Source organism: Bacillus sp. E214 (assembly GCF_008087365.1).
GTDB lineage: Bacteria > Bacillota > Bacilli > Bacillales > Pradoshiaceae > Pradoshia.
In genome coordinates, this window is the sequence record NZ_VENN01000001.1 from 313,394 (window position 1) to 337,932 (window position 24,539).

Sequence of the window (24,539 nt, forward strand, 5' to 3'; positions counted from 1 at the left end):
CGGAAAAGAATAAGTGGCAGTATTACCTATAGTAAAACATCCGGATAAAATTCTTGAAACTCCCTGTAAAAAGGTTGAAGTTTTTGATCGTAAATTAGCGAAGTTACTTGATGATATGTACGACACAATGATAGACGCGGATGGCGTGGGATTGGCTGCGCCGCAAATCGGCAAAAATATTAGAGTAGCGATTGTTGATGTAGATGATGAGTCTGGAACATTTGAATTAATTAATCCGACAATTCTTTCCACGAAGGGTAAGGATCGTGATGTGGAGGGCTGTTTAAGTTTTCCCAATCTGTATGGAGAGGTTGAACGACCTGCATATGTTAAGATACAAGCACAGGATCGTCAGGGACGAACGTATATTTTAGAAGCTGAGGATTACTTGGCCAGAGCTATTCAACATGAAATGGATCATTTGGAAGGAATCTTATTTACTTCAAAAGTTGTGCGTTATATAAGTGAAGAAGAGTTAGAAGGGTATGAAGTAGAATGACTAGAATAATATTTATGGGAACACCTGATTTTTCTGTCGGTGTATTAGAACGTTTAATAAATGATGGATATGAAATCGTTGGTGTCGTAACCCAGCCTGACCGTCCGGTTGGACGGAAACGCATTTTGACACCACCTCCTGTAAAGGTGACAGCCGAGAAACATGGTATTCCAGTTCTCCAGCCAGAAAAAATTCGTGTGGATTCAGAAGTTGACAAGGTACTTGCTTTAAATCCAGACTTAATTGTTACCGCGGCATTTGGACAAATCCTGCCGAATCGTTTATTAGAGGCTCCAAAGTATGGTTGTATAAACGTTCATGCCTCCTTACTGCCTGAATTACGTGGTGGTGCACCTATTCACTATGCAATCATGCAAGGGAAAGAAAAAACAGGTGTAACCATTATGTACATGGTAGAAAAGCTGGATGCAGGTGACATGCTGTCAAAAGTAGAAGTTCCAATTGAGGAAACTGACCATACAGGCAGTTTACATGATAAATTGAGTAAAGCTGGTGCACAACTGGTTTCTGAGACCATTCCAAAATTATTGAATGGAGAAATCACTCCAATTAAACAAAATGAGGAAGATGCTACCTTCGCTTTCAATATTAAAAGAGAACAGGAATTAATCGATTGGGCACAAGGCGGAGAAGAGGTTTATAACCATATCCGCGGTTTACATCCATGGCCTGTAGCCTATACTTTGTTAAATGGAACAGTTTTAAAGGTTTGGTGGGGCGAAAAAGTGAAGACCGCCAAGCAAGGTAGTGCCGGTGAAGTGCTTGATATCGAAAAAGATGGTTTCGTTGTGAAGACAGGAAATGATACAGCAATCAAAATTACTGATTTACAACTAGCTGGTAAAAAGAGAATGACTGCTGAACAGATGCTCCGAGGTACTGCAATCATATCAACAGGAATGAAATTGGGAGAATAAAGAATGCCACAAAAAAAGAATGTAAGAGAAGTTGCGCTTGATATTCTGGTGTCTGTCGAAAAAAGCCAGGCATACAGTAATCTATCATTAAACCATGCCATAAAAGAAAATGAACTCTCCCCACAGGATGTAGGGTTGTTGACCGAGCTGACGTATGGAACGATACAACGGAAAATGACATTGGAATACTATGTTAAACCGTTTATCAAAAACCCTAAAAAGCTTCAATCCTGGGTGTTATTGCTCATTGAAATGACAGTTTTTCAAATGTTTTATCTTGATCGGGTTCCTGATCGGGCTGCTATCCATGAAGCAGTGGAAATTGCAAAAAAACGCGGCCATCGCGGAATTGCCTCATTGGTTAATGGTGTACTGAGGTCTATCCAACGTGAAGGAGTTCCATCATTGGATGACATAAAAGATCCCCTGGAAAAAATCTCAGTCTCAACAAGCCATCCATTATGGCTTGTAAGAAAGTGGGCAGAGGAATTTGGAGTGGCTAAAACCAAGGAAATGTGTGAGGAGAACTTGCACGCTCCTGTTCAAACCGGCAGAGTAAACCTGACGAAAATCAGCAGGGAAGAATTGATGGAAAAGCTGAAAAGCGAAGGATACATGGTTGAACCAAGTCTTTTAATAGAAGAAGGAATTCGCTGCCTCAAAGGTAATATGGCTTTGTCAGCAAGCTTTAAAGAAGGGCTTTTTAGTATTCAGGATGAGAGCTCCATGCTTGTGGCTTATGCTTTAGCACCGAAAGAAAATGATACGATTCTTGATAGCTGTGCGGCTCCAGGCGGGAAAACCATGCATATGGCAGAAAAGATGAACGATACCGGGCAAATTTACGCACTTGACCTTCATGCACATAAAACTAAATTAATTGATATGCAGGCAAAACGTCTTGGTTTATCGAATATTGTAACCAAACAAATGGATGCCAGAAAAACTCAAGAATTTTTTGAAACAGAGATGTTTGATAAAGTCCTTGTGGATGCTCCTTGTTCAGGACTAGGAGTGTTAAAGCGTAAACCGGATGCCAAGTATACAAAAAGCGAGAACGATTTGAGCGCGCTTGCGAAAATTCAATTTGATATTTTACATCAAGTATCCCAATTGGTAAAAAAAGGCGGTACAATAGTTTATAGTACTTGTACTGTTGGCAATGATGAAAATAATGATGTGATTGATGCGTTTATACAGGCGCATCCTGAGTTTGAAAAGGATCTTACCCTAAAGGAAAGAATGCCGGAACCGGTAAGACCTTATATAATGGATAATAGTTTGCAAGTACTACCTCAATATTTTGGAAGCGACGGATTTTTTATTGCTTCTATTCGAAAGAAGGCATAAGGAATGGAACAAACAACAGCTAAGGAAGTAAAGAAACAGGAGCAACTCCCATCTATATATTCCTTACAATTAGATCAACTGAAAGAATGGCTTGAAGAAAACGGAGAAAAAGCATTCCGGGCAACACAAATTTTTGAATGGTTATATGAAAAAAGGGTTTCTACTTATGAAGATATGACGAACCTTTCCAAAAATTTACGTACAAAATTGGAAGAATCATTTACATTAACCACTTTAAATACACTAATCAAGCAAACATCAAAAGACGGCACGATTAAATTCTTATTTGAATTGAAGGATGGTTATTCAATCGAGACCGTATTAATGCGCCATGATTATGGAAACTCAGTCTGTGTAACCACACAGGTTGGCTGCAGAATAGGCTGTACATTCTGTGCATCCACTCTGGGCGGGTTAAAGCGAAATCTTGAAGCAGGTGAAATTGTTGCACAGGTTGTAAAAGTGCAGCAGGCCCTTGATGAAACTAATGAGCGTGTTAGTTCCGTAGTAATCATGGGTATCGGGGAACCATTCGATAACTATGATAATATGATGGGATTCTTACGAATCATTAACCATGATAAAGGGTTAAATATCGGAGCGCGTCATATAACGGTTTCAACTAGCGGAATCATTCCTAAAATATATAAATTTGCAGATGAAAAATTACAAATTAATTTTGCGATTTCCCTGCATGCGCCAAACACTGAGCTTCGCAGTAAGCTTATGCCTATTAACAGAGCCTACAAGCTTCCGCAGTTAATGGAAGCTGTTAAGTATTATGTTGAAAAAACGGGCAGAAGGATTACATTTGAATATGGTCTCTTTGGTGGTGAAAATGACCAAGTAGAGCATGCGCTTGAACTTGCGGCACTTATCAAGGATATAAAATGCCATGTGAATTTAATACCGGTCAACTATGTTCCAGAACGGGATTATGTCCGGACACCAAGAGAGCAAATCGATCTGTTTGAAAAAACATTGAAGGATCAAGGCGTTAATGTTACTACGAGAAGAGAGCAAGGGCATGATATTGATGCGGCTTGCGGACAACTAAGAGCAAAAGAGAGGAAAGAAGAGACGAGGTGATGGGATGAAGGCAGTTTTTAGGACAGACCGGGGCAAGGTGAGAATCCATAATGAGGATCAGGGCGGTATATTTTACAAGGAAAATTCTCAAATGGTTTTTGCTGTCATTGCCGATGGAATGGGTGGTCACAAAGCTGGTGATGTAGCAAGTGAAATGGCTGTTTCCAAACTAAAAGAAGCATGGGAAACCGAGTTGCAGTCTGATTCACCAAGTTCAATCGAATTGTTTTTGGAGGAGCAGGTTAAAAGGGTTAACCATGAAATTTTTGAGCACTCCATGGCACACGAGGAATGTGAAGGAATGGGGACAACAATAGTTGGCGTAGTTTGTACAGACAAATCAGCCACCATTGTGAATGTTGGAGATTCGAGATGTTATCTGCTGAATGATAGTGGGTTTAAACAAGTAACTGAAGACCATTCCCTGGTTAATGAGCTTGTCCGTTCCGGTCAAATATCTAAAGAAGACGCCGCACATCATCCTAGAAAAAATGTCATCCTTCGCGCTCTTGGAACAGAAAATAGTGTGGATGTAGATATTAAAACAATCAGTTTTGAGGAAGGGGACCGTCTGTTATTATGCTCAGACGGCCTCTCTGATAAACTATCTGAAACTGAAATAGAAACCATTATTACAGGCAATGATTCTTTAGACCATATTGCAGATACATTTATTCAAAAAGCTAATGAAAACGGAGGAGAAGATAATATAACTCTAGTAATCCTTCTGCACAGCTTTGAAAGTGAAAGAGGGTGAGTTATATGTTGACCGGCAAACGAATTAGCGATAGATATAAAATCCTCCGTATGATTGGCGGAGGCGGTATGGCTAATGTTTATCTGGCAAGAGATATGATTCTTGATCGTGATGTAGCATTAAAAATTCTTCGTATGGACTTTTCCAACGATGAGGAATTTATCAGGCGCTTTCATAGGGAGGCACAATCAGCCACAAGCCTGACTCACCCAAACATTGTTAGTATTTATGATGTTGGAGAAGAAGGCGATATATATTATATTGTGATGGAATTTGTCGATGGTATGACCTTAAAGCAATATATCCAAGCCTATTCGCCAATTCCGGTTGAGAAAGCCTTGGATATTATGAAACAAATTACATCAGCGGTCACACATGCCCATCAGAACCATATTGTACATAGAGACATTAAGCCGCATAATGTATTAATTGATCATGACGGCAATGTGAAAATCACTGACTTTGGGATTGCAATGGCTCTTAGTGCAACGTCCATAACTCAAACGAACTCTGTTCTTGGGTCGGTTCATTATTTGTCTCCTGAACAAGCAAGAGGCGGTATGGCGAATAAAAAGTCCGATATCTATTCTTTGGGGATAGTGATGTTTGAATTACTTACAGGCCGATTGCCTTTTTCCGGTGAGTCTGCTGTTTCGATTGCCCTGAAGCATCTGCAATCAGAGACACCGTCTCCAAGACGATGGAATCCAGCTATACCTCAAAGTGTGGAAAATATTATCCTAAAGGCAACCGCAAAGGATTCATTTCACCGATATTCGAGTGTGGAGGAAATGGAACAAGACATAGAAACGGCCTTGAATCCAGACAGATTAAATGAAAGCAAATTTATCATCCCAAGTGATGATGACGCGACAAAAGCGATTCCGATTATTACAAACGATGAAATGTTTGGAAATCATGATGAGACGAAAATCCTGACTCTGGACGAAGATACCGTGATGATGGAACCAGCGGAACAATCAAGCGGTAAAAAGGGATTGTTAAAAAACAAAAAGCAAAAACAAAAGCAAAAGAAAGATAAAACAAAAAAGCAAAAGCAACAGCCTAAGAAAAAGAAAAAATGGCCTAAAATAATTGGGGTTATTTTAGCCAGTCTAATTTTGATTGCTGTTCTGGCTGTCTTGTTTTTGCCGGGAATGCTCGCAGCAAAGGATGTTAAAGTACCTGATGTAAGGGATGAACAATTGGAAAACGCTCTGTCGACTCTAATTGAGCAAGGTTTTGAAATCGGTGAGACGGTTGAAAAGCCTGATGAAGAAATCGCCGCGGGAAATGTTATAAACACTGATCCTGAAGCAGGTGATACCGTTAAGGAAGGTTCAGTTATTAATGTATTTTTCAGCAGTGGCAAAGAGCAGGTAGAAGTTCTCGATTATGAGGATCGGAATTATGAAGATATTAAATCACTCATTGAGGGTTTCGGATTCAAAGATATTGAGATAGAGCGGGTAAATGATGATTCAGAAGTAGGGACTGTACTTGAACAGGATCCTAGGCAAGGGGATGAGGTCATCCCATCGGAAACCATTTTGAAATTAACGCTAAGCAGCGGCCCAGCCAAAATCACCCTGAAAGATTTAACGGATTACAACCAGAGAGCACTGGATGATTATGAGGCTGATACCGGGTTAAAGATTACAATCGCAAAAGAGGAGTACAGTTCGAAAATTAAAGAGGGACAAGTCATTTCCCAGGAACCGGCTGCCGGCACTGCTGTTGAGATTGGGTCGGAAGTCAAAGTAACAGTTTCAAAAGGAGAAGAAGAAATTCCTCCTAAGGTTATGAGTAAAGAGGTTACCATAACGTATGATGAAGAATTAGCCGGTGTGCCACAAACCGTGACCATCCTAATTGAGGACTTAAATAACAATATGACAGAACCTGTTGAAACGTTTGAAATGACTTCAACTGTCAAAAAAACGTTGCAATTTACTATCCCGCATGATGGAAAAGCAGGGTATAAGATTATAAAGGATAACAGTGTTTATGATGAGGGCGTTATTAGTTATTCGGATAGTTAACTTTGAAGGAGGGAATATATGCCTGAAGGAAAAATTATTAAAGCACTGAGCGGCTTTTATTATGTAGCGGATGAAGGTCAAATCATTCAATGCAGAGGCCGAGGTGTTTTCAGAAAACAAAAGGTAACTCCGCTTGTTGGAGATACAGTTATTTATCAAGCGGAAAATCCAACAGATGGATATATAATGGAAATTAAAGAACGCCAAAATGAATTGGTACGTCCTCCTATTTCAAATGTGGATCAAGCGATTCTCGTATTTTCCGCTGCAGAACCGGATTTCAGTACGAGTTTATTGGATCGATTTTTAGTTTTGGTTGAATCGAAGAATATTGCTCCAATTATTTGTATCAGTAAAATGGATTTACTGGAACCTGAAGATGAAAAAAGGATTCATGAATATGCCGATCAGTACAGGGCAATTGGCTATGATGTTATATTAACGTCTTCCTTGGAAGAAGCAGGAGTATCAGAGTTAATGCCTTTCTTGAGGGGGAAAATCTCAGTATTTGCAGGACAATCCGGAGTAGGCAAGTCTTCTTTGTTGAATGTGCTTGATCCTTCTCTTAATTTGAAAACTAATATCATTTCCTCCCATTTGGGCAGGGGGAAGCATACAACAAGACATGTGGAGCTTATTGACCTTGGTGATGGGTTATTAGCTGACACACCTGGTTTTAGTTCGCTTGAATTTACTGAAATTGAAGCAGAGGAGCTGCCAGGCTGTTTCCCTGAAATCAGGGAAAGAAGCTCAGAATGCAAATTTAGAGGCTGCTTGCATGTAAAAGAGCCAAAATGTGCTGTAAAGCATGGTGTTGAAATTGGGGAAATCCAGAAATATAGATACGAGCATTATTTGCAGTTTCTGGAGGAAATAAAAGATAGAAAGCCGAGGTATTAACGATGGTTAAAATTGCTCCATCCATATTATCAGCTGATTTTTCGAAATTGGGAGAGGAAATACGGGATGTAGAAAGAGGGGGAGCAGATTGGATTCATATCGATGTTATGGATGGTCATTTTGTTCCTAATATAACGATTGGTCCACTTATTGTTGATTCTGTACGCCCCATCACTAAATTAACGCTTGATGTTCATCTCATGATTGAAAATCCTGACCAATATATTGAAGCATTTGCAAAGGCCGGTGCTGACTATATAACAGTTCATGCGGAAGCCTGTACACACTTGCATCGTACGATCCAATTAATTAAATCCTATGGGGTTAAGGCAGGGGTAGTATTAAATCCAGGGACGTCACCTGCCGTTTTGGAATATATTTTGGATGATCTTGATATGGTCCTCTTAATGTCGGTCAATCCTGGCTTTGGTGGACAAGCCTTTATTCCAAGTGTCCTTGATAAAATCGAGCAGGTGGATAAAATGATCAAAGAAAAAGGCTTGTCTATCGAAATTGAGATTGATGGCGGTGTAAATGAGGAAACTGCCAAGTTGTGCATTGAAAAAGGTGCAACAGTTCTTGTGGCAGGATCGGCTATATATAATAAGGATGATAGAAAGAAAGCAATCGCTGCCATTCGTGGGGAATAATTTTGTAAGAGTTTTTTCCCTGTTATAAATTCAGTTAGAAGAGCAGTTTATGTGGTCTATAAATGATTCTAAGTCTATTAGCCAGGTCATTGTAAGTATAAAAGAAGTGAGCAGGATTTGTATACCAGGGGGAAACCGATCTGGTATCTGAATTAGTAAAGAATCATATAATAAAAAAGTAAAGGGTTGTCCATTCGCTAAAAGAGGATAACCCTTTTTTTGTGAAAATAAGTAAATAAAGGAGCTGACTTTATGGAAATAAATATCGTCGCAGGCGGTCCTGATATATATATTCCGGATTTAAGGAAGTTAAATAGCAAAGAGATGATTTGGGTTGGTGTTGATCGGGGCTCGCTACAAATTTTAGAGGCGGGTATTCATCTACATAGTGTGTTTGGTGATTTCGATTCAATCTCTAAGGATGAGCTCAACCGTGTACGAGAGCACAGTGAACACTTTTATGAGTATCCTCCTGAAAAAGATGCTACCGACCTGGAATTAGCTCTTGAATGGGCTTATAAGCAAGTGCCGGACAGAATCACGATTTATGGGGCAACGGGCGGCAGAATGGACCATACATTGGCCAATATCATGATGCTTGCAGATGAGAAGCATATGAAAGAAGGAATTCCTACAAGAATAGTGGATCGTAACAATGAGATCAGACTTTTTAAACCTGGTTCCTATGTATTGGATGAGACTGAGTTTAAATACATATCGTTTATACCAATAACAGAAGAAATAGAGGGAATCACCCTTGTAAACTTTAAATATCCATTATCAAATGTCACTCTTTACCGTGGCCGGACATTAACGGTTAGCAATGAATTAAATTTTAAAACTGGTACTTTTTCGTTTTTGAAAGGCATATTATTGGTGGTAAGAAGCAGAGATTGATTTATGTGTTGGAATTTTTACTATATAAATGAAAATGTATAATGAGAACCGGGCAGAGCTAAGGAGGGACACAATGAAATTTTATACAATTAAATTGCCCCGCTTTTTGGGAGGAATCGTCAAGGCGATGTTGGGAGCTTTTAAGAAAGGATAATTAATATATGGCACCCTGTAAAAGGGTGTTTTTCTTATGTTTAATTTAATTCTTTATAAAATTTCTTGTCTTAGGCTAAGTCCTGGAAATTATAAAAATTTTCCTTCGGTGGTTTTATTTTCATAAAAATATTCAAGAACACAAGACTAAACAGGGGTTATGATGGGAAAAATAAACAAGCATCCTTTAAAAGGATGCTTGTTTTCGTTTATTATACGCGTTCAACTTTACCAGATTTTAACGCTCTTGTAGAAACGTATACTCTTTTCGGTTTTCCGTTAACAAGAATACGAACTTTTTGAACGTTAGCTTTCCATGTACGTTTGTTAGCGTTCATGGCATGAGAACGATGGTTTCCGGAAGTTGTTTTTCTGCCGGTAATAACACATTTGCGTGACATAGCCCAATTCCCTCCTTACTGCCTATATTAATCATTTCTTTTTTAGTCGGTCTCTTCAAAAGATACTTTAATAATTTAACATACCTATCGCTATAATGCAATACAATTGAAAGGGTCTTTCAAGAAAAAAACCTTGACATACTATTTTATCTTTGATTAATTGGAAAAGGATAAAGGCTTTCCATTCAAAAGTGATTATAGTAAAATGGATTCTAGCTATGGTTACTATAAAGGGGGAACAAACATGTCCATTGAAATGAGTACAAAATACGGACAAATAGATATTTCTAATGATGTATTAGCAATCATTGCTGGTGGAGCAGCCGTAGATTGTTACGGGATCGTCGGTATGGCTTCAAAACATCAGATTAAAGACGGAATCAGTGAGATACTGCGTAAAGAGAACTTTTCCAAAGGAGTCGTAGTCAGACAGGTTGAAGATGAATTACATATTGATATGTATATCATTGTAAGCTACGGAACAAAAATTTCCGAAATAGCTCATAATGTTCAATCTAAGGTTAAATATACATTAAGCCAAACTGTTGGACTTTCGGTAGAATCCGTTAATATCTTTGTTCAAGGGGTTCGTGTTACGAATCCGTAATTTAAGGAGGAAATTTGAGTGGCTATAACATCTATTGACGGCAAAAGATTCGCCGAAATGGTCATACAGGGTGCGAACAGGCTGTCTGCCAACGCTAAATTAGTTGATTCATTAAACGTATTTCCTGTGCCTGATGGTGATACAGGAACAAATATGAATCTTTCCATGACATCAGGTGCTAAAGAAGTGAAAAATAATGTACAGGACCATATTGGTAAGGTTGGTTCTTCTTTAGCTAAAGGATTGTTGATGGGAGCGCGTGGAAACTCAGGCGTTATTTTATCCCAATTATTCAGGGGATTTGCAAAAAATATTGAGCCAAAAGCGACCATTGATGGTAAAGAATTTGCTTTGGCATTTGAAGCTGGTGTAGAAACTGCCTACAAAGCGGTTATGAAACCTGTTGAAGGAACGATCCTGACGGTTGCTAGAGAAGCATCAAAAGCAGGCCTTGCAGCTTCTGAAACGGAAACAAATATCATTGCAATTATGGAAGCTATTTTGAAAGAAGCTAAAGCTTCATTAAAACGTACTCCAGATTTATTGCCAGTGCTTAAAGAAGTAGGCGTAGTAGATAGTGGTGGTCAGGGATTAGTTTTCGTTTATGAAGGATTTCTGGCTGAATTAAAAGGTGAAAAGCTTGCTGAAACACCTGAATCCATGCCTAAGATGGATGAGCTTGTAAAAGCAGAGCATCATATCAATGTTCAGGGACATATGAAAACAGAAGATATCGAATTTGGATATTGCACAGAGTTCATGGTCCGTTTTGAACCTGAAAAGATTGCTGAGAATCCTTTCAATGAAGAGCAGTTCAGAAATGACTTGAGCCAGTACGGTGATTCCCTGCTTGTCATTGCAGATGATGATATCGTAAAAGTCCATGTTCATGCAGAAAATCCTGGGAACTGTTTAAATTACGCTCAACAATACGGCAGCTTGATTAAAATCAAAATCGAGAATATGCGTGAACAGCATTCAACGATTTTAAATGAAACTGCGAATGACTTACGAGAAACTGCACCTGTAAAAACAGAGAAGAAAGATTTTGGTGTAGTAGCGATTGCTATGGGCGAAGGAATTGCTGATTTGTTCAGAAGCATCGGTGCAGATGTGGTGATTGAAGGCGGACAAACTATGAACCCTTCAACTGAAGATATCGTAAAAGCAATTGAATCTGTTAATGCAGATCATGTATACATCCTTCCAAATAATAAAAATATTATTATGGCAGCTGAACAGGCTTCCGATGTAATGGAAAAGGCTGTTACAGTGATTCCAAGTAAGACGATACCTCAAGGGTTAACTGCCTTGTTGTCCTTTAATCCTGCTGCTTCAGCAAGCGAGAATGAAGGTATAATGAAAGACGCGCTGGAGAGTGTTATAACAGGACAAGTTACGTTTGCGGTACGTGACACAAACATTGAAGGTCTTGAAATCGAGAAAAACGACTATATGGGCCTAATTGATGGTAAGATAAAAGTGAAAAACAAGGATAGAGTGGAAGCGGCTAAACAGGTGCTTGAAAACATTCTGGATGATGCTGAAATCTTAACGATTCTTTATGGTGAAGAGAGCTCACAGGATGAAGTGGACCGTCTAGTTCAATACTGTGCGGATAGCTACCCAGAAGTAGAAGTTGAAGTGCATAACGGAAAACAGCCGTTGTACTCCTATATTTTTGCTGCTGAATAAAAAGCATATATAAATCATCACATTAATAGAAGGGGGATACCCCTTCTATTTCAGTATGTAAAGATTTTTTTTTGATTTTACTGGGAGAGGATAAGAAATGAAATATAAAAGTGGATTTGATATAATCGGCCCAATAATGGTTGGTCCTTCCAGTTCTCATACGGCTGGGGCTGCACGAATAGGACGGGTGGCGAGAAGCCTGTTTAATAGAAAGCCTAAATGGGCGATTATTTCATTTTATGGTTCATTTGCCAAAACGTACAAGGGACATGGAACCGATGTCGCCATTGTGGCTGGGTTATTAGATTTCGATACTTCGGATACACGTCTTATTCAATCTCTTGACATAGCAAAAGAGCAGAACATAGAAATCACATTTGTAGAAGAAGATGCTGTAACTGATCATCCAAATACAGCCAGAATTAGAATGGGCGATGATACCGGAGAAATGGAATTAGTCGGCATTTCGATAGGCGGTGGAAAAATAGAAATACTTGAACTGAATGGGTTTGAATTACGTTTATCAGGCCATCACCCGGCCATTTTAGTTGTACACGACGATCGTTTCGGAGCTATAGCAAGTGTTTCTAATGTCCTAGCCAAGCATGAAATTAATATTGGTCATATGGAAGTATCGCGAAAAGATGTAGGAAAAATGGCTCTAATGACAATTGAGGTCGATCAAAATATCGGTGATGATATAGTAGAGGAAATTTCATTGCTGAATCATGTGACACAAGTTACAAAAGTTTCAGATTAAAAGCAGACTACCCTTTATTAGGAGGTTACTGTATGTTTCGCAATGTTGCCGAATTAGTTAAACTTGCTGAAAATAAAGGTGAGAAGATATTTGACATGATTCAGCAGGGAATGAAGTGCATCGTCATATCAAAGGAAACGCTTATCAGGCAGATGAATCAAATTCTAGCCGTTTTGGAACAAGCTATCGAAAGAGGATGGGATGACATTCGTTCTCATATACGGTTTAGCATCCTCTGTGATGAAAGAATTAAAGCAATGGTTAACATCATACAAATGTTGCCGATATCATTGCATGAAACAGCTCAAGGTGGATTAGCTGCTACACCAACGGGCAAAGAAATAAATGAAAAATACTTAGGATTTCAAAGGATATAAAATGAGTAGACTAAATGATTTATCAGTAGATACAGTAAAGGGGATAGGACCTGAATCCGCTCTGCAGCTTAATAATCTTGGCATTTATACAGTTGCGGATTTGCTAGAATATTTTCCGTATCGCTATGAAGATTTTCGAATTAAAGATATCGTGGAAGCAGCCCATGATGAACGTCTAACGATTGAGGGTGTTATTCAATCAGCCCCAAATTTAACCTATTTCGGACGAAAAAAATCCCGCTTAAATGTTAAACTTTTAACGGGACGCCACATTATTACTGTTACATTCTTCAATCAACCCTATATGAAAAACAAATTAAAACTGAATGAAACGATAACGGTAACAGGGAAATGGGATAAAAACCGTTTAACCCTGACGGCATCTGAATATAAACTGGGTTCAGAGGCGAGGGAACAGGAATTTGAACCAGTTTATCATACAAAAGGTGATATCTCTGTCAAATCACTGCGCAAATGGATTAAAAATGCGTATCTTGCTCATAGAGAAGATCTTGTAGAAATTTTACCTGAACATTATCTTACCCAATATAAATTACCGGAAAGAGGTCTTGCTTTACGTTACTTGCATTTTCCTCAGAACGCCGCTGAAGTAAAGCATGCACACAGGAGATTTGTCTACGAGGAATTTTTATTGTTTCAAATTAAAATGCAGGCCCTTAGGAAAGTTAAAAGGGAAAATTCAAATGGACAGTCTCATATGTACGATAATACGAAATTGAAGAAGTTTATCGCTTCTTTACCATTTGAGCTGACAGATGCTCAAAAAAAGGTCGTAAATGAAATTGCGCAGGATTTACGGTCTCCTTATCGTATGAATCGACTGCTCCAGGGGGATGTTGGTTCTGGAAAAACGGTAGTGGCAGCAATCCTTCTTTATGCTGTAGTGACTGCCGGGTATCAAGGCGCCTTAATGGTACCGACTGAAATTTTGGCAGAGCAGCATGCCAATTCCCTGTTTGAACTTCTGCAGCCCTTTGGTGTAAATGTAGCTCTGCTAACATCGAGTGTGAAGGGAAAACGCCGGAGAGAAATGATGGAGATGCTTGAACAAGGTGAAATCGATATATTAATAGGAACACATGCTTTAATACAAAAGGATGTTAATTTCAAAAACCTCGGCCTTGTCATTACAGATGAACAACATCGGTTTGGTGTGGAGCAACGTCGTATATTGAGGGAAAAAGGGGAGAGTCCCGATGTATTATTCATGACCGCTACGCCTATTCCCAGAACTCTTGCGATAACGGTGTTTGGTGAAATGGATGTATCAATCATTGATCAAATGCCATCTGGAAGGAAAAAGATAGAAACGTATTGGGCCAAGCATAATATGTTAGACAGAATTCTGGCATTTATGAGCAAGGAATTGGACAATGGACGGCAGGCATATGTGATTTGTCCACTGATTGAGGAATCAGAAAAGCTGGATTTGCAAAATGTATTGGATGTTCATACGGCTATGACACAGTATTTTAGCCCGAAATATTCTGTTGGGCTTATGCATGGTAAGCTCCATTCAGATGAAAAGGATGAAATCATGCGCGGTTTCGGAAATAATGATATTCAAGTCCTCGTATCAACGACCGTCGTGGAAGTGGGGGTGAATGTGCCTAATGCGACTGTGATGGTGATTTATGATGCCGAAAGATTTGGTTTGTCGCAGCTTCATCAATTAAGAGGCCGTGTAGGACGGGGTGCAGAACAATCCTATTGTATCTTAATAGCAGACCCAAAAACAGAGGTGGGAATTGAACGGTTGAATGCAATGTGCGATACAACTGATGGTTTCGCCTTGAGTGAGAAGGATTTAGAGTTAAGAGGACCAGGGGACTTTTTTGGCAGAAAGCAGAGTGGGGTACCTGAATTTAAGATAGCAGACATGGTGCATGACTACCGCGCGCTTGAAACGGCCAGGAAGGATGCTGAAGAATTAATTTCCGGAAATGAATTCTGGACTGACGAAAAGTATAAATATCTAAGAGATTATCTGGCTGGCTCTGGGGTTCTAGAGGGAGAGAAATTAGATTGATTAACAGATTGCATGATAACCCGAAAAATTCTTGCAATCTGGTTTTTTAAATTATATACTACTATTAGTACCTAGTCATAATACTTCGGAAGGTGAAGGTTTTTGAAAAGAAACAAGAAGGATAGACAAGCTATATTAAAGGATATGATACAGGATAATCCTTTTATTACCGATGAGGAATTGGCTGAACAATTAAAGGTTAGTATCCAAACGATTCGTCTGGATCGCCTCGAACTATCCATCCCGGAATTGAGAGAAAGAATAAAGTCTGTCGCCGAGAAAAGAATGACAGACGAGATTAAATCTTTACCTGTTGATGAAATAATCGGGGATATTATTGATCTTGATTTAGATAACAGTGCTATTTCCTTGTTGGATATAAAACCTGAACATGTATTTAAGAGAAATAAAATAGCCAGAGGGCATCATTTATTCGCACAAGCCAATTCATTGGCCGTTGCGGTAACTAATGAGGAACTGGCGTTAACAGCAAAAGCTGCCATCCACTTCACAAAATCTGTGTATGAAGGCGATCGTGTGATTGCCAAAGCCAAGGTTATTGAAGTGGATAACGATAAAGGAAGATCCCTGATTACTGTGCATAGCTATGTAGGTAAGGAGCTTGTATTTAAAGGGGAGTTTTCCATGTACCGAACGACTACAGAGAAAAAGGATGAACAAGAATGAAAATTGCATTAGATGCTATGGGTGGAGACCACGGACCAAAAGAGTCTGTGAAAGGCGCAGAAAAAGCGATTAAATCTTTCCCGGAACTAGAAATTATGCTTATTGGCGATGAAGCTGAAATTAAAAAGCATTTAACTTCAGATGAACGGATAACCATTATCCATACGAATGAGGTTATAACTGGTGATGATGAACCGGTAAGAGCCGTGCGAAGAAAGAAAAATGCCTCTATGGTACTTGCTGCTCAGTATGTAAAAGATGGACAGGCCGATGCGTGCATCTCAGCAGGAAATACGGGAGCTCTAATGGCCGCAGGTCTCTTTGTGGTTGGAAGAATTGATGGAATTGATCGACCTGCACTTAGCCCAACATTACCGACAATTGATGGAAAAGGATTTGTTCTGTTGGATGTGGGAGCCAATGCTGATGCGAAGCCGGAGCATCTTTACCAATATGGCTTGATGGGGTCTGTTTATGCTGAGAAGGTCCGCAATATTGAAAAACCGCGAGTTGGTTTATTGAATATTGGTACCGAGGATAAAAAAGGAAATGAGCTTACCAAGCAGGCATTTGCTTTATTGAAGGATGCTGACTTTAATTTTATCGGTAATGTGGAAGCTCGGGATTTGTTAAATGGAGTAGCTGATGTTGTCGTAACCGACGGGTTTACCGGAAACATGGTTTTAAAAACAACTGAAGGTACGGCTTCTGCTTTATTTAAAATGTTAAAAGAAGCGATGATGGTCGATCTAAAGAGCAAACTGGCCGCAGCTGTTTTAAAGCCAGGGTTTAAAGAACTGAAAAATAAGCTGGATTACTCTGAATACGGTGGTGCAGGTCTATTTGGATTAAAAGCTCCTGTCATAAAAGCACATGGTTCCTCAGATGCAAATGCATTCTATAATGCCATTCGTCAGGCGAAAATTATGGTAGAACATCATGTTGCAGAAACGATTCATGAGGCAATAAAATAAACGAAGAAAAGGGAACGAATGTAAGGGGACGAATAGTAAGGGGGATATGATGACTAAATTTGCTTTTATTTTTCCGGGTCAGGGCTCACAAACTGTAGGTATGGGAAAAGATGCTTACGACAATTATCAAAATGTGAAAAATCTCTTTTTAAAAGCAGATGAATGCTTGGCTGAAGAGTTCAGTAAGCTTATTTTCGAAGGACCGCAAGAGAAATTGACACGTACATACAATGCTCAGCCGAGTCTGTTAATTACAAGTTTAGCGCTTCTTAGCGTATTTCGTGAAATGTCTAATTTAAAACCTGATTATATGGCAGGCCACAGCCTGGGTGAATATACGGCTTATGCTGCAGCTGGGTCCATTCAATACGAGGATGCGGTAAAACTCGTACGAAATCGAGGCTTATATATGGAGCAGGCTGTTCCATCTGGGATAGGCACGATGAGTGCTATTCTTGGTATGGATGAGTCAAGTCTAGAAGAAGTAACGAAAACGATAACGAATCAAGGTGAACCTGTACAATTAGCAAACTTAAATTCCCCAGGCCAAATTATTATCTCTGGAACAATGGATGGGGTAAGATTGGCAGGAGAGCTTGCAAAGGAAAAAGGAGCAAAGAGAGTGCTTCCCCTGGAAGTCAGCGGTCCTTTTCACTCTTCGTTGATGAAACCCGCAGCGAGTAAGCTTGCGGATACACTCAATACAATAGAAATTAGGACTCCTGATTATCCAATCATATCGAACTATACGGGAACCCTAGCTGGAACAGGTGATGAAATAAAAGACAGTCTGGTCAAACAGCTGTATTCTCCAGTGAAATGGCAGCAATCTGTTGAGTATATGATTCATGAAGGTGTGACAACCTTTATCGAATTTGGTCCTGGAACTGTTCTTTCAGGCCTAGTTAAGAAAATCAACCGCGGTGTTAAAGTATACTCAGTCAAAGATATTGAATCATGTAAAAATGTGGTCAGTTCACTTGATACGGAGGTTAAAGCAAATGGGTAAATTGGATGGGAAAATTGCGCTTGTGACGGGCGCATCTAGAGGAATCGGTCGTGCCATTGCTATTGCTCTGGCAAAAGAAGGGGCTTCAGTTGCTGTTAATTATGCCGGGAACAGCGAAAAAGCTGAAAATGTTGTTAAAGAAATAACGGAGATTGGCAGAGAAGCAATATCCATCCAGGGGGATGTGACAAATGCTGAGTCTGTTACTGATATGGTGAAAATTGTAACTGAAAAATTTGGCAAGATTGATATTTTGATAAATAATGCAGGAATCACACGTGACAATTTGTTGATCCGTATGAAGGAAGATGATTGGGATTCTGTCATCAATACAAACTTAAAAGGTGTTTTCCTTTGTACAAAAGCTGTATCCAGGCAAATGATGAAGCAAAGGCAGGGACGGATTATTAATATTTCGTCTGTGGTGGGTGTGAGCGGAAATGCCGGTCAGGCCAATTATGTAGCTGCTAAATCAGGAGTCATAGGGTTAACCAAAACATCGGCTAAAGAATTGGCAACACGTGGGATTACTGTAAATGCGATTGCCCCTGGATTTATTGAAACAGATATGACCAATGCATTAACGGAGAATGTTGGAGAGCAAATGTTGAAGCAAATACCATTGGGCCGATTTGGTAAGCCGGAGGACGTGGCTAAAACAGCTGTTTTCCTGGCTGCGGAAGATTCCGGATATATTACAGGCCAAACGATTCATGTCGATGGCGGAATGGTTATGTAATAACTCAAAGATTGAATATGTCGATTAACCCTTGTACAATATACTAGATGCAATCTTGAAGGGAGGTGAAGTTGTGTCAGACGTATTAGAGAAAGTATCTAAAATAATCGTAGATCGCCTTGGTGTAGATGAATCCGAAGTAACACTTGAAGCTTCTTTTAAAGATGATCTTGGTGCTGATTCCCTTGATGTTGTGGAATTGGTTATGGAACTTGAAGATGAATTCGGTATGGAAATTTCAGATGATGATGCTGAAAAAATTTCAACAGTTGGCGATGCTGTGAACTACATAAAAAGCCAAAACTAATTAGTTCTTATGAAAAGCTCCGTATAAATACGGGGCTTTTCATGCTATTATAATAAAAGTCTGTATATATCAAAGAATTTCGTTATCAATTTGTACCTTTTCCAATTCTTTGGATTTATATATACTAAAATGTGAGAAACTTTTTAGTCAGATTTAGCAGGGGGTCAATATGCAGAAGAGTAAAAGAAAGATAAACAATGATGCAGATTTTATCGCATTTCAGGATCGGCTTGGTGTTTCATTTGAAAACATCAATTTATTAAAACAAGCATTTACACATTCATCCTATGTGAATGAGCATCGTCGCAAGCCATATGAAGATAACGAACGATTGGAATTTTTGGGGGATGCGGTATTGGAATTGACTGTATCACAATTTTTATACAAAAAATTCAATACGATGAGTGAAGGAGAATTAACAAAGCTTAGAGCTGCTATCGTTTGTGAGCCTTCACTTGTTAAGTTTGCCACTGAATATTCCTTTGGTCCTTTAATATTACTTGGAAAAGGGGAAGAAATGACTGGAGGAAGGGAACGTCCGGCTCTTCTGGCAGATGTCTTTGAGGCTTTTATCGGGGCATTATATTTAGACCAGGGGTTAGATGTCGTAATTGAGTTCCTCAAAAAATCAGTCTATCCAAAAATAGATAACGGTGCTTTTTCTCATGTGATGGATTTTAAGAGCCAGTTACAGGAATTGGTTCAGAAAGACGGAATTGGTACATTGGAATACAAAATTCTTAATGAAAAAGGTCCTGCACACAACAGAGAATTTATCGCCAGAGTATCCTTGAATGGGAAGGAATTTGGAGCAGGTAAGGGCAAATCGAAAAAAGAAGCAGAACAACATGCTGCACAGCAAGCATTGATGCACTTGCAGAAAAGCAGTAAATAAATGATTAAAAGGCAGTTGGGTACCATGTCAGAAGATAAACAATTGTTTTTGAAACGATTGGATATAGTAGGTTTCAAATCTTTTGCTGAACGCATTTCCGTTGAATTTGTTTCGGGTGTAACTGCTGTAGTAGGTCCGAATGGAAGCGGAAAAAGCAATATCACAGATTCAATCCGTTGGGTGTTGGGTGAACAATCTGCAAAATCGTTGAGGGGCTCCAAAATGGAGGATATTATTTTTGCTGGAAGTGACTCCAGAAAGGCTCTTAACTTTGCAGAGGTTACCCTTACATTAAATAATGAAAGTCAGTTCCTTCCGATTGATTTCCATGAAGTTAGTGTCACAAGAAGGGTGACCCGTTCTGGTGACAGTGACTTTTTCATTAATAAAAAACCATGTCGTTTGAAAGACATCGTTGATTTATTCATGGATTCAGGACTTGGGAAGGAAGCTTTTTCAATTATAAGCCAAGGGAAAGTAGAAGAGATTTTAAGCAGTAAAGCGGAGGAACGCCGCACTATATTTGAAGAAGCAGCTGGTGTATTAAAATATAAAACAAGGAAGAAGAAAGCGGAGGTTAAGCTTGAGGAAACAAGGGCTAACCTGAACCGTGTTCATGATATTTTACATGAACTGGAGGGACAGGTGGAGCCACTCAAGATACAGGCATCCATTGCCCGCGATTATCTTCAGCAAAAAGAGGAACTTGAGGAATTTGAAGCTGCCTTGCTTGTATATGAAATTGAAGTCCTTCACGAAAAATGGACTTCATTATCAAAGCAGCTTGAAGAGCATCAAGTAAAGGATTCTGAATTCAGTTTATTAATTCAGAAAAAGGAATCCGCAGTAGAAGCGACTCGCTTGCAGTTGACTGAGCTAGATAATCGTATTCAGTCTTTACAGTCTACTTTGTTATCTGTCAGTGAAGAACTTGAAAAGGTAGAAGGCCGTAAACAAGTTTTAATTGAAAGAATGAAGAATGCAAGCCAAAACAAGCAGCATCTTGAAAAAAGTCTGCAAAACTGGCGAGATAAATTGATTCAGGTCTCACGTATCCGAGATGAAAAAGTGGGTACATTGCATCTTCTTCAGGCAGAAACGAAAAACTTTAAACAAAAATTACAGGAAAAACAAAATTTGCTTAGTAACTTTGCGGGAGACCTGGAAGCTAAAATTGATGCTCTGAAAAGTGAGTATATTGAACAGTTAAACCAACAGGCTGCGGCGAAACATGAGCTGACCTATTTAGAACAGCAATTAAGCCAACAGCAAAGTAAGCATGCAAAATTAGATCTTGATAATGGCAAATTATTGTCTTCTAGGGAACAGGTGACGGCTCGCTTGAAAGAAACGGAAATCCGACTCCATGCCGTTCAGCAGGATCTAGAGAATCAAATTTATCGTTATCGTGAATTACAGCATTCGCATGAAAATTTAAAAACCCAATATGAAAAACAGGAAAAAACTCTTTATCAGGCATATCAATATTTGCAAAAAGCAAAATCAAGAAAAGAAATGCTTGAAGAAATGGAAGAGGATTACTCCGGATTTTTCCAGGGTGTAAAAGAAATTCTTAAAGAAAAGAATAAAAACTTACATGGAATTGAAGGCGCTATTGCTGAGTTACTTAATGTGCCGAAGGATTATGCGGTTGCCATTGAGACTGCTCTGGGTGGAGCCCTGCAAAATATTGTGGTGGAAGAAGAACATCATGCACGTACAGCGATTGCTTTCTTAAAACGCAATCGACTTGGAAGAGCTACGTTCTTGCCTTTATCCACAATAAAAGGTAAGTCTGTCCCTTCTCAGGTTATACAGACTGCTGGGTCTCATCAGGCTTTTATTGGGCTTGCTTCTAATCTTGTTCAGTATGATGAGAAGTATAAAGAAGTCATGACGAGTCTTTTGGGAAATGTTTTTATTGTTCAGGATTTGGTCGGAGCTAATGAAATCGCAAAGCTTACAGGATATCGATATAGAATTGTTACCCTGGAAGGGGATATTGTCAGTCCAGGTGGAGCAATGACAGGTGGAGCGAACAGACAGTCGGGTTCATCTATTCTTTCACGTAAGGGAGAAAAAGAGGAGCTTGTTGAAAAAATCGCCCAAATGGACGAGCAGACAGCCAAGCTGGAAGCTCATGTAAAGAAAATAAAAGCCGATTTGGCTGATTCTGAGAAACAAGTCACCCGTCTTCGTGAAGCTGGTGAAACGCTTCGTTTGAATGAAGAATCTATTAAAGGGCAAATAAGAGAGCTGCAGCTTGAAGAACGCAATGTCAATGAACGATTAACGATTTATGATATGGAAAAATCGTCACTTGATGAAGAACGCCATATGAAAGAAAGTCGTATAAAGGAATTGGTAAACAGTCTCTCCTCCTATGAACAATCCATTAAACAAATGGATGCTGATATTAGCAGGTATACCGAGCAAAAGCAGATGGATCAATCTAGCAAGGACTCCCTTGTAGAGGAATTGAATGAATTAAAGATTCAATTAGCATCAAAAACCGAACAGCTTCAGCATCAGCAAAATGAAGTAGAACGGTTGACATCAGAATTAAATGAGGTAAAACAAAACATTCGTGATAATGAAGAAGATCTTTCCCTGTTAAATGGTGAAATGTCATCAAGCTCCACGGGTGAAACAAATCTGGAACAAACTGCAGCAGAGAAGCTAGAACAAAAAGAACAAGCGGTTCGTGAAATTGAAGCTTCACGAGCAAAGCGACAGGAACTATTAGAGCTTGTTGAAGAAAATGAAATGGAACTAAAAGAGTGGAAACGCCAGCATAGAGGGTTATCAGAAACATTAAAAGACGAAGAAATCAAACTCAATCGTTTAGATGTGGAAATGGATACCCGTTTGGATACGCTTCGCGAGGAATATACACTCACCTTTGAAGCAGCTAAAGAACAATATCCACTTACGATTGAACCTGAAGAAGCAAAACGGAAAGTGAAATTAATTAAGCTTTCTATCGAAGAGCTTGGTACAGTGAATATTGGTGCGATTGAAGAATATGATCGCGTTTCGGAGCGATATGAATTTTTAACAGCTCAAAGAGATGATTTGCAGGAAGCAAAAGATACATTGTTTGATGTGATTGATGAAATGGATGAAGAAATGAAGCGCCGTTTCGAGATTACCTTTAATGCAATTAAAAAAGAATTTAATTTGGTGTTCCCTTCCCTGTTTGGCGGGGGTCGAGCAGAGCTCAAGTTGACAGATCCAGAGGACATACTAAATACCGGTGTGGATATCATTGCACAGCCTCCTGGTAAAAAGCTGCAAAATCTCAGTTTATTATCAGGTGGGGAACGTGCACTAACAGCCATCGCTCTCTTGTTCGCTATTTTACGCGTAAGACCGGTTCCGTTTTGTATATTGGATGAAGTGGAAGCGGCGCTTGATGAAGCAAACGTGTACCGTTTCAGCCAATACTTAAAGCAATTCAGTAAAGAAACGCAATTTATCGTAATCACGCACCGCAAGGGAACAATGGAAGAAGCGGACGTCCTGTATGGTGTTACCATGCAGGAATCAGGAGTTTCGAAGCTTGTTTCTGTCCGGTTAGAGGAATCAAAGGAATTAATTGAATCAACTTAAAGGTGGTAAATACATGAGTTTTTTTAAGAAGCTAAAAGAAAAATTTAGTGAACAAACAACTAGTACATCTGAAAAGTTTAAACAGGGATTGACTAAAACAAGAAATTCATTTTCCGAAAAGGTCAATGATTTAGTTGCCCGCTACAGAGAAGTGGATGAAGACTTTTTTGAAGAGCTTGAAGATGTCATGATTCAGGCGGATATCGGTGTTGAAACCGTAATGGAATTGATTGATAAGCTGAAATTTGAAGTGAAACGCCGCAATATAAAAGATACAAAAGATGTACGAAGCGTTATATCTGAGAAGCTTGTTGAAATTTATCAGGCTGGTGAGGAGAAATCCAATGCTGTAAACATTCAGGAAGATCAACTGACAGTTATTCTGTTTGTAGGTGTGAATGGTGTGGGTAAAACGACAACGATTGGAAAACTTGCTCATAAATATAAGAGTGAGGGTAAGAAGGTCCTTTTGGCAGCGGGAGATACTTTCCGTGCCGGTGCGATTGAACAATTAGAAGTATGGGGCAATCGGGTTGGTGTAGAGGTCATTAAGCAGGGAGCAGGTTCAGATCCAGCTGCTGTTATGTTTGATGCTGTGCAGGCTGCTAAATCACGTAAAGCGGATATCCTTCTATGTGACACAGCAGGAAGACTTCAAAACAAGGTTAACCTTATGAAAGAGCTTGAAAAGGTTAAGAAGGTTATTGAACGGGAAGTACCGGGTGCGCCGCATGAAGTGTTGTTGGTTCTCGATGCCACCACTGGACAGAATGCGTTAATTCAAACCAAAACATTTAAGGAAGCCACAGATGTTTCCGGGATTGTATTAACAAAGCTAGATGGAACAGCGAAAGGCGGAATTGTCATTGCCATTCGCAATGAGCTCGGCATTCCAGTTAAATTCGCTGGCCTGGGTGAGCAAATGGATGATTTACAGGAATTCGATGCAGAACAATTTGTATATGGATTATTTGCCGAGTTAGTAGATGAAGCAGAAGAGTAAACCATTATTTTGAAGGGAAGAGCCTGTGTTTATACGGGCTCTTTTCTCTTTTACGGAGTCTATGTCGTAATTTTAGAGGATTTTTAGACAGGGATAATCATTCGGGAAAAGGCAGTTGGTTCGAAAGGAGCAAGGATAGAAGAGATTT

24 protein-coding genes are annotated in these 24,539 nt (G+C 39.4%); 23 read left to right on the forward strand and 1 reads right to left on the reverse strand.

Annotation, left to right across the window (positions count from 1 at the left end):
* The first annotated feature begins 13 nt into the window (after positions 1-13).
* The 10 genes from def to spoVM all read left to right on the forward strand — a co-directional run bounded on the left by def (position 14) and on the right by spoVM (position 9,276).
* Positions 14-499: a peptide deformylase gene (gene def / locus FHY47_RS01475; RefSeq protein ID WP_066100599.1), complete on the forward strand. Its 486-nt coding sequence runs from the start codon at positions 14-16 to the stop codon at positions 497-499.
* Positions 496-1,437, forward strand: a complete 942-nt coding sequence (gene fmt, locus FHY47_RS01480; protein WP_066100596.1) for a methionyl-tRNA formyltransferase — start codon at positions 496-498, stop codon at positions 1,435-1,437. Before def ends, fmt begins: the two co-directional genes overlap by 4 nt.
* 3 nt (positions 1,438-1,440) lie before the next feature.
* Complete coding sequence (gene rsmB, locus FHY47_RS01485; protein WP_148629556.1) at positions 1,441-2,787, forward strand: 16S rRNA (cytosine(967)-C(5))-methyltransferase RsmB; 1,347 nt, start codon at positions 1,441-1,443, stop codon at positions 2,785-2,787.
* 3 nt (positions 2,788-2,790) lie between these two features.
* A complete protein-coding gene (rlmN, locus tag FHY47_RS01490) occupies positions 2,791-3,876 on the forward strand; it encodes a dual-specificity RNA methyltransferase RlmN (RefSeq protein ID WP_066100590.1) in 1,086 nt (361 codons plus the stop codon).
* Between the two features lie 4 nt (positions 3,877-3,880).
* On the forward strand, positions 3,881-4,633 hold the full coding sequence (locus FHY47_RS01495; RefSeq protein ID WP_066100586.1) for a Stp1/IreP family PP2C-type Ser/Thr phosphatase: 753 nt from the start codon (positions 3,881-3,883) through the stop codon (positions 4,631-4,633).
* A gap of 5 nt (positions 4,634-4,638) precedes the next feature.
* Complete coding sequence (pknB, locus tag FHY47_RS01500; RefSeq protein WP_066100585.1) at positions 4,639-6,675, forward strand: Stk1 family PASTA domain-containing Ser/Thr kinase; 2,037 nt, start codon at positions 4,639-4,641, stop codon at positions 6,673-6,675.
* Positions 6,676-6,693: 18 nt separating this feature from the next.
* Positions 6,694-7,575 carry a ribosome small subunit-dependent GTPase A gene (rsgA, locus tag FHY47_RS01505; RefSeq protein ID WP_139891270.1) on the forward strand — a complete coding sequence of 294 codons (882 nt, stop codon included), beginning with the start codon at positions 6,694-6,696 and terminating at the stop codon, positions 7,573-7,575.
* Between the two features lie 2 nt (positions 7,576-7,577).
* Positions 7,578-8,225, forward strand: coding sequence for a ribulose-phosphate 3-epimerase (gene rpe / locus FHY47_RS01510; RefSeq protein ID WP_139891269.1), 648 nt, complete (start codon positions 7,578-7,580; stop codon positions 8,223-8,225).
* A 252-nt stretch (positions 8,226-8,477) separates the two neighbouring features.
* A complete protein-coding gene (locus tag FHY47_RS01515) occupies positions 8,478-9,122 on the forward strand; it encodes a thiamine diphosphokinase (RefSeq protein ID WP_148629557.1) in 645 nt (214 codons plus the stop codon).
* A 73-nt stretch (positions 9,123-9,195) separates the two neighbouring features.
* Positions 9,196-9,276 carry a stage V sporulation protein SpoVM gene (gene spoVM / locus FHY47_RS01520; RefSeq protein ID WP_049671465.1) on the forward strand — a complete coding sequence of 27 codons (81 nt, stop codon included), beginning with the start codon at positions 9,196-9,198 and terminating at the stop codon, positions 9,274-9,276.
* Positions 9,277-9,487: 211 nt separating this feature from the next.
* Here the strand turns inward: spoVM and rpmB are convergent, their stop codons facing one another.
* Positions 9,488-9,676 carry a 50S ribosomal protein L28 gene (rpmB, locus tag FHY47_RS01525; RefSeq protein ID WP_066100570.1) on the reverse strand — a complete coding sequence of 63 codons (189 nt, stop codon included), beginning with the start codon at positions 9,674-9,676 and terminating at the stop codon, positions 9,488-9,490.
* Between the two features lie 244 nt (positions 9,677-9,920).
* On the opposite strand from rpmB, the gene FHY47_RS01530 reads away from it, so the two are divergent.
* The 13 genes from FHY47_RS01530 to ftsY all read left to right on the forward strand — a co-directional run bounded on the left by FHY47_RS01530 (position 9,921) and on the right by ftsY (position 24,391).
* A complete protein-coding gene (locus tag FHY47_RS01530) occupies positions 9,921-10,283 on the forward strand; it encodes an Asp23/Gls24 family envelope stress response protein (protein WP_066100567.1) in 363 nt (120 codons plus the stop codon).
* Positions 10,284-10,301: 18 nt separating this feature from the next.
* The gene (locus FHY47_RS01535) at positions 10,302-11,978 is read left to right on the forward strand and encodes a DAK2 domain-containing protein (protein ID WP_066100564.1); all 1,677 of its coding nucleotides are present in this window, start codon (positions 10,302-10,304) and stop codon (positions 11,976-11,978) included.
* A gap of 97 nt (positions 11,979-12,075) precedes the next feature.
* A complete protein-coding gene (gene sdaAB, locus FHY47_RS01540; protein ID WP_066100561.1) occupies positions 12,076-12,738 on the forward strand; it encodes an L-serine ammonia-lyase, iron-sulfur-dependent subunit beta in 663 nt (220 codons plus the stop codon).
* Between the two features lie 32 nt (positions 12,739-12,770).
* Positions 12,771-13,115, forward strand: coding sequence for a hypothetical protein (locus FHY47_RS01545; RefSeq protein WP_066100558.1), 345 nt, complete (start codon positions 12,771-12,773; stop codon positions 13,113-13,115).
* 1 nt (position 13,116) lies between these two features.
* Positions 13,117-15,165, forward strand: coding sequence for an ATP-dependent DNA helicase RecG (gene recG, locus FHY47_RS01550; protein ID WP_139891266.1), 2,049 nt, complete (start codon positions 13,117-13,119; stop codon positions 15,163-15,165).
* Between the two features lie 102 nt (positions 15,166-15,267).
* On the forward strand, positions 15,268-15,852 hold the full coding sequence (gene fapR, locus FHY47_RS01555; protein WP_066100552.1) for a transcription factor FapR: 585 nt from the start codon (positions 15,268-15,270) through the stop codon (positions 15,850-15,852).
* The gene (plsX, locus tag FHY47_RS01560) at positions 15,849-16,826 is read left to right on the forward strand and encodes a phosphate acyltransferase PlsX (protein ID WP_139891265.1); all 978 of its coding nucleotides are present in this window, start codon (positions 15,849-15,851) and stop codon (positions 16,824-16,826) included. Before fapR ends, plsX begins: the two co-directional genes overlap by 4 nt.
* Positions 16,827-16,875: 49 nt before the next feature.
* Positions 16,876-17,835, forward strand: a complete 960-nt coding sequence (gene fabD / locus FHY47_RS01565; protein ID WP_148629558.1) for an ACP S-malonyltransferase — start codon at positions 16,876-16,878, stop codon at positions 17,833-17,835.
* Positions 17,828-18,574, forward strand: a complete 747-nt coding sequence (fabG, locus tag FHY47_RS01570; protein ID WP_066100536.1) for a 3-oxoacyl-[acyl-carrier-protein] reductase — start codon at positions 17,828-17,830, stop codon at positions 18,572-18,574. The genes fabD and fabG overlap by 8 nt, the downstream gene beginning before the upstream one ends.
* A 73-nt stretch (positions 18,575-18,647) precedes the next feature.
* Positions 18,648-18,881 (forward strand): acyl carrier protein, encoded by a 234-nt coding sequence (locus FHY47_RS01575; protein ID WP_066100531.1) that lies wholly within the window; start codon positions 18,648-18,650, stop codon positions 18,879-18,881.
* A 169-nt stretch (positions 18,882-19,050) separates the two neighbouring features.
* A complete protein-coding gene (gene rnc, locus FHY47_RS01580) occupies positions 19,051-19,776 on the forward strand; it encodes a ribonuclease III (protein WP_066100529.1) in 726 nt (241 codons plus the stop codon).
* Positions 19,777-19,818: 42 nt separating this feature from the next.
* Entirely contained in the window at positions 19,819-23,388 is a 3,570-nt protein-coding gene (gene smc, locus FHY47_RS01585; protein WP_148630228.1) for a chromosome segregation protein SMC, read from the forward strand.
* A gap of 13 nt (positions 23,389-23,401) precedes the next feature.
* On the forward strand, positions 23,402-24,391 hold the full coding sequence (gene ftsY / locus FHY47_RS01590; RefSeq protein WP_066100527.1) for a signal recognition particle-docking protein FtsY: 990 nt from the start codon (positions 23,402-23,404) through the stop codon (positions 24,389-24,391).
* Positions 24,392-24,539: the final 148 nt, after the last annotated feature.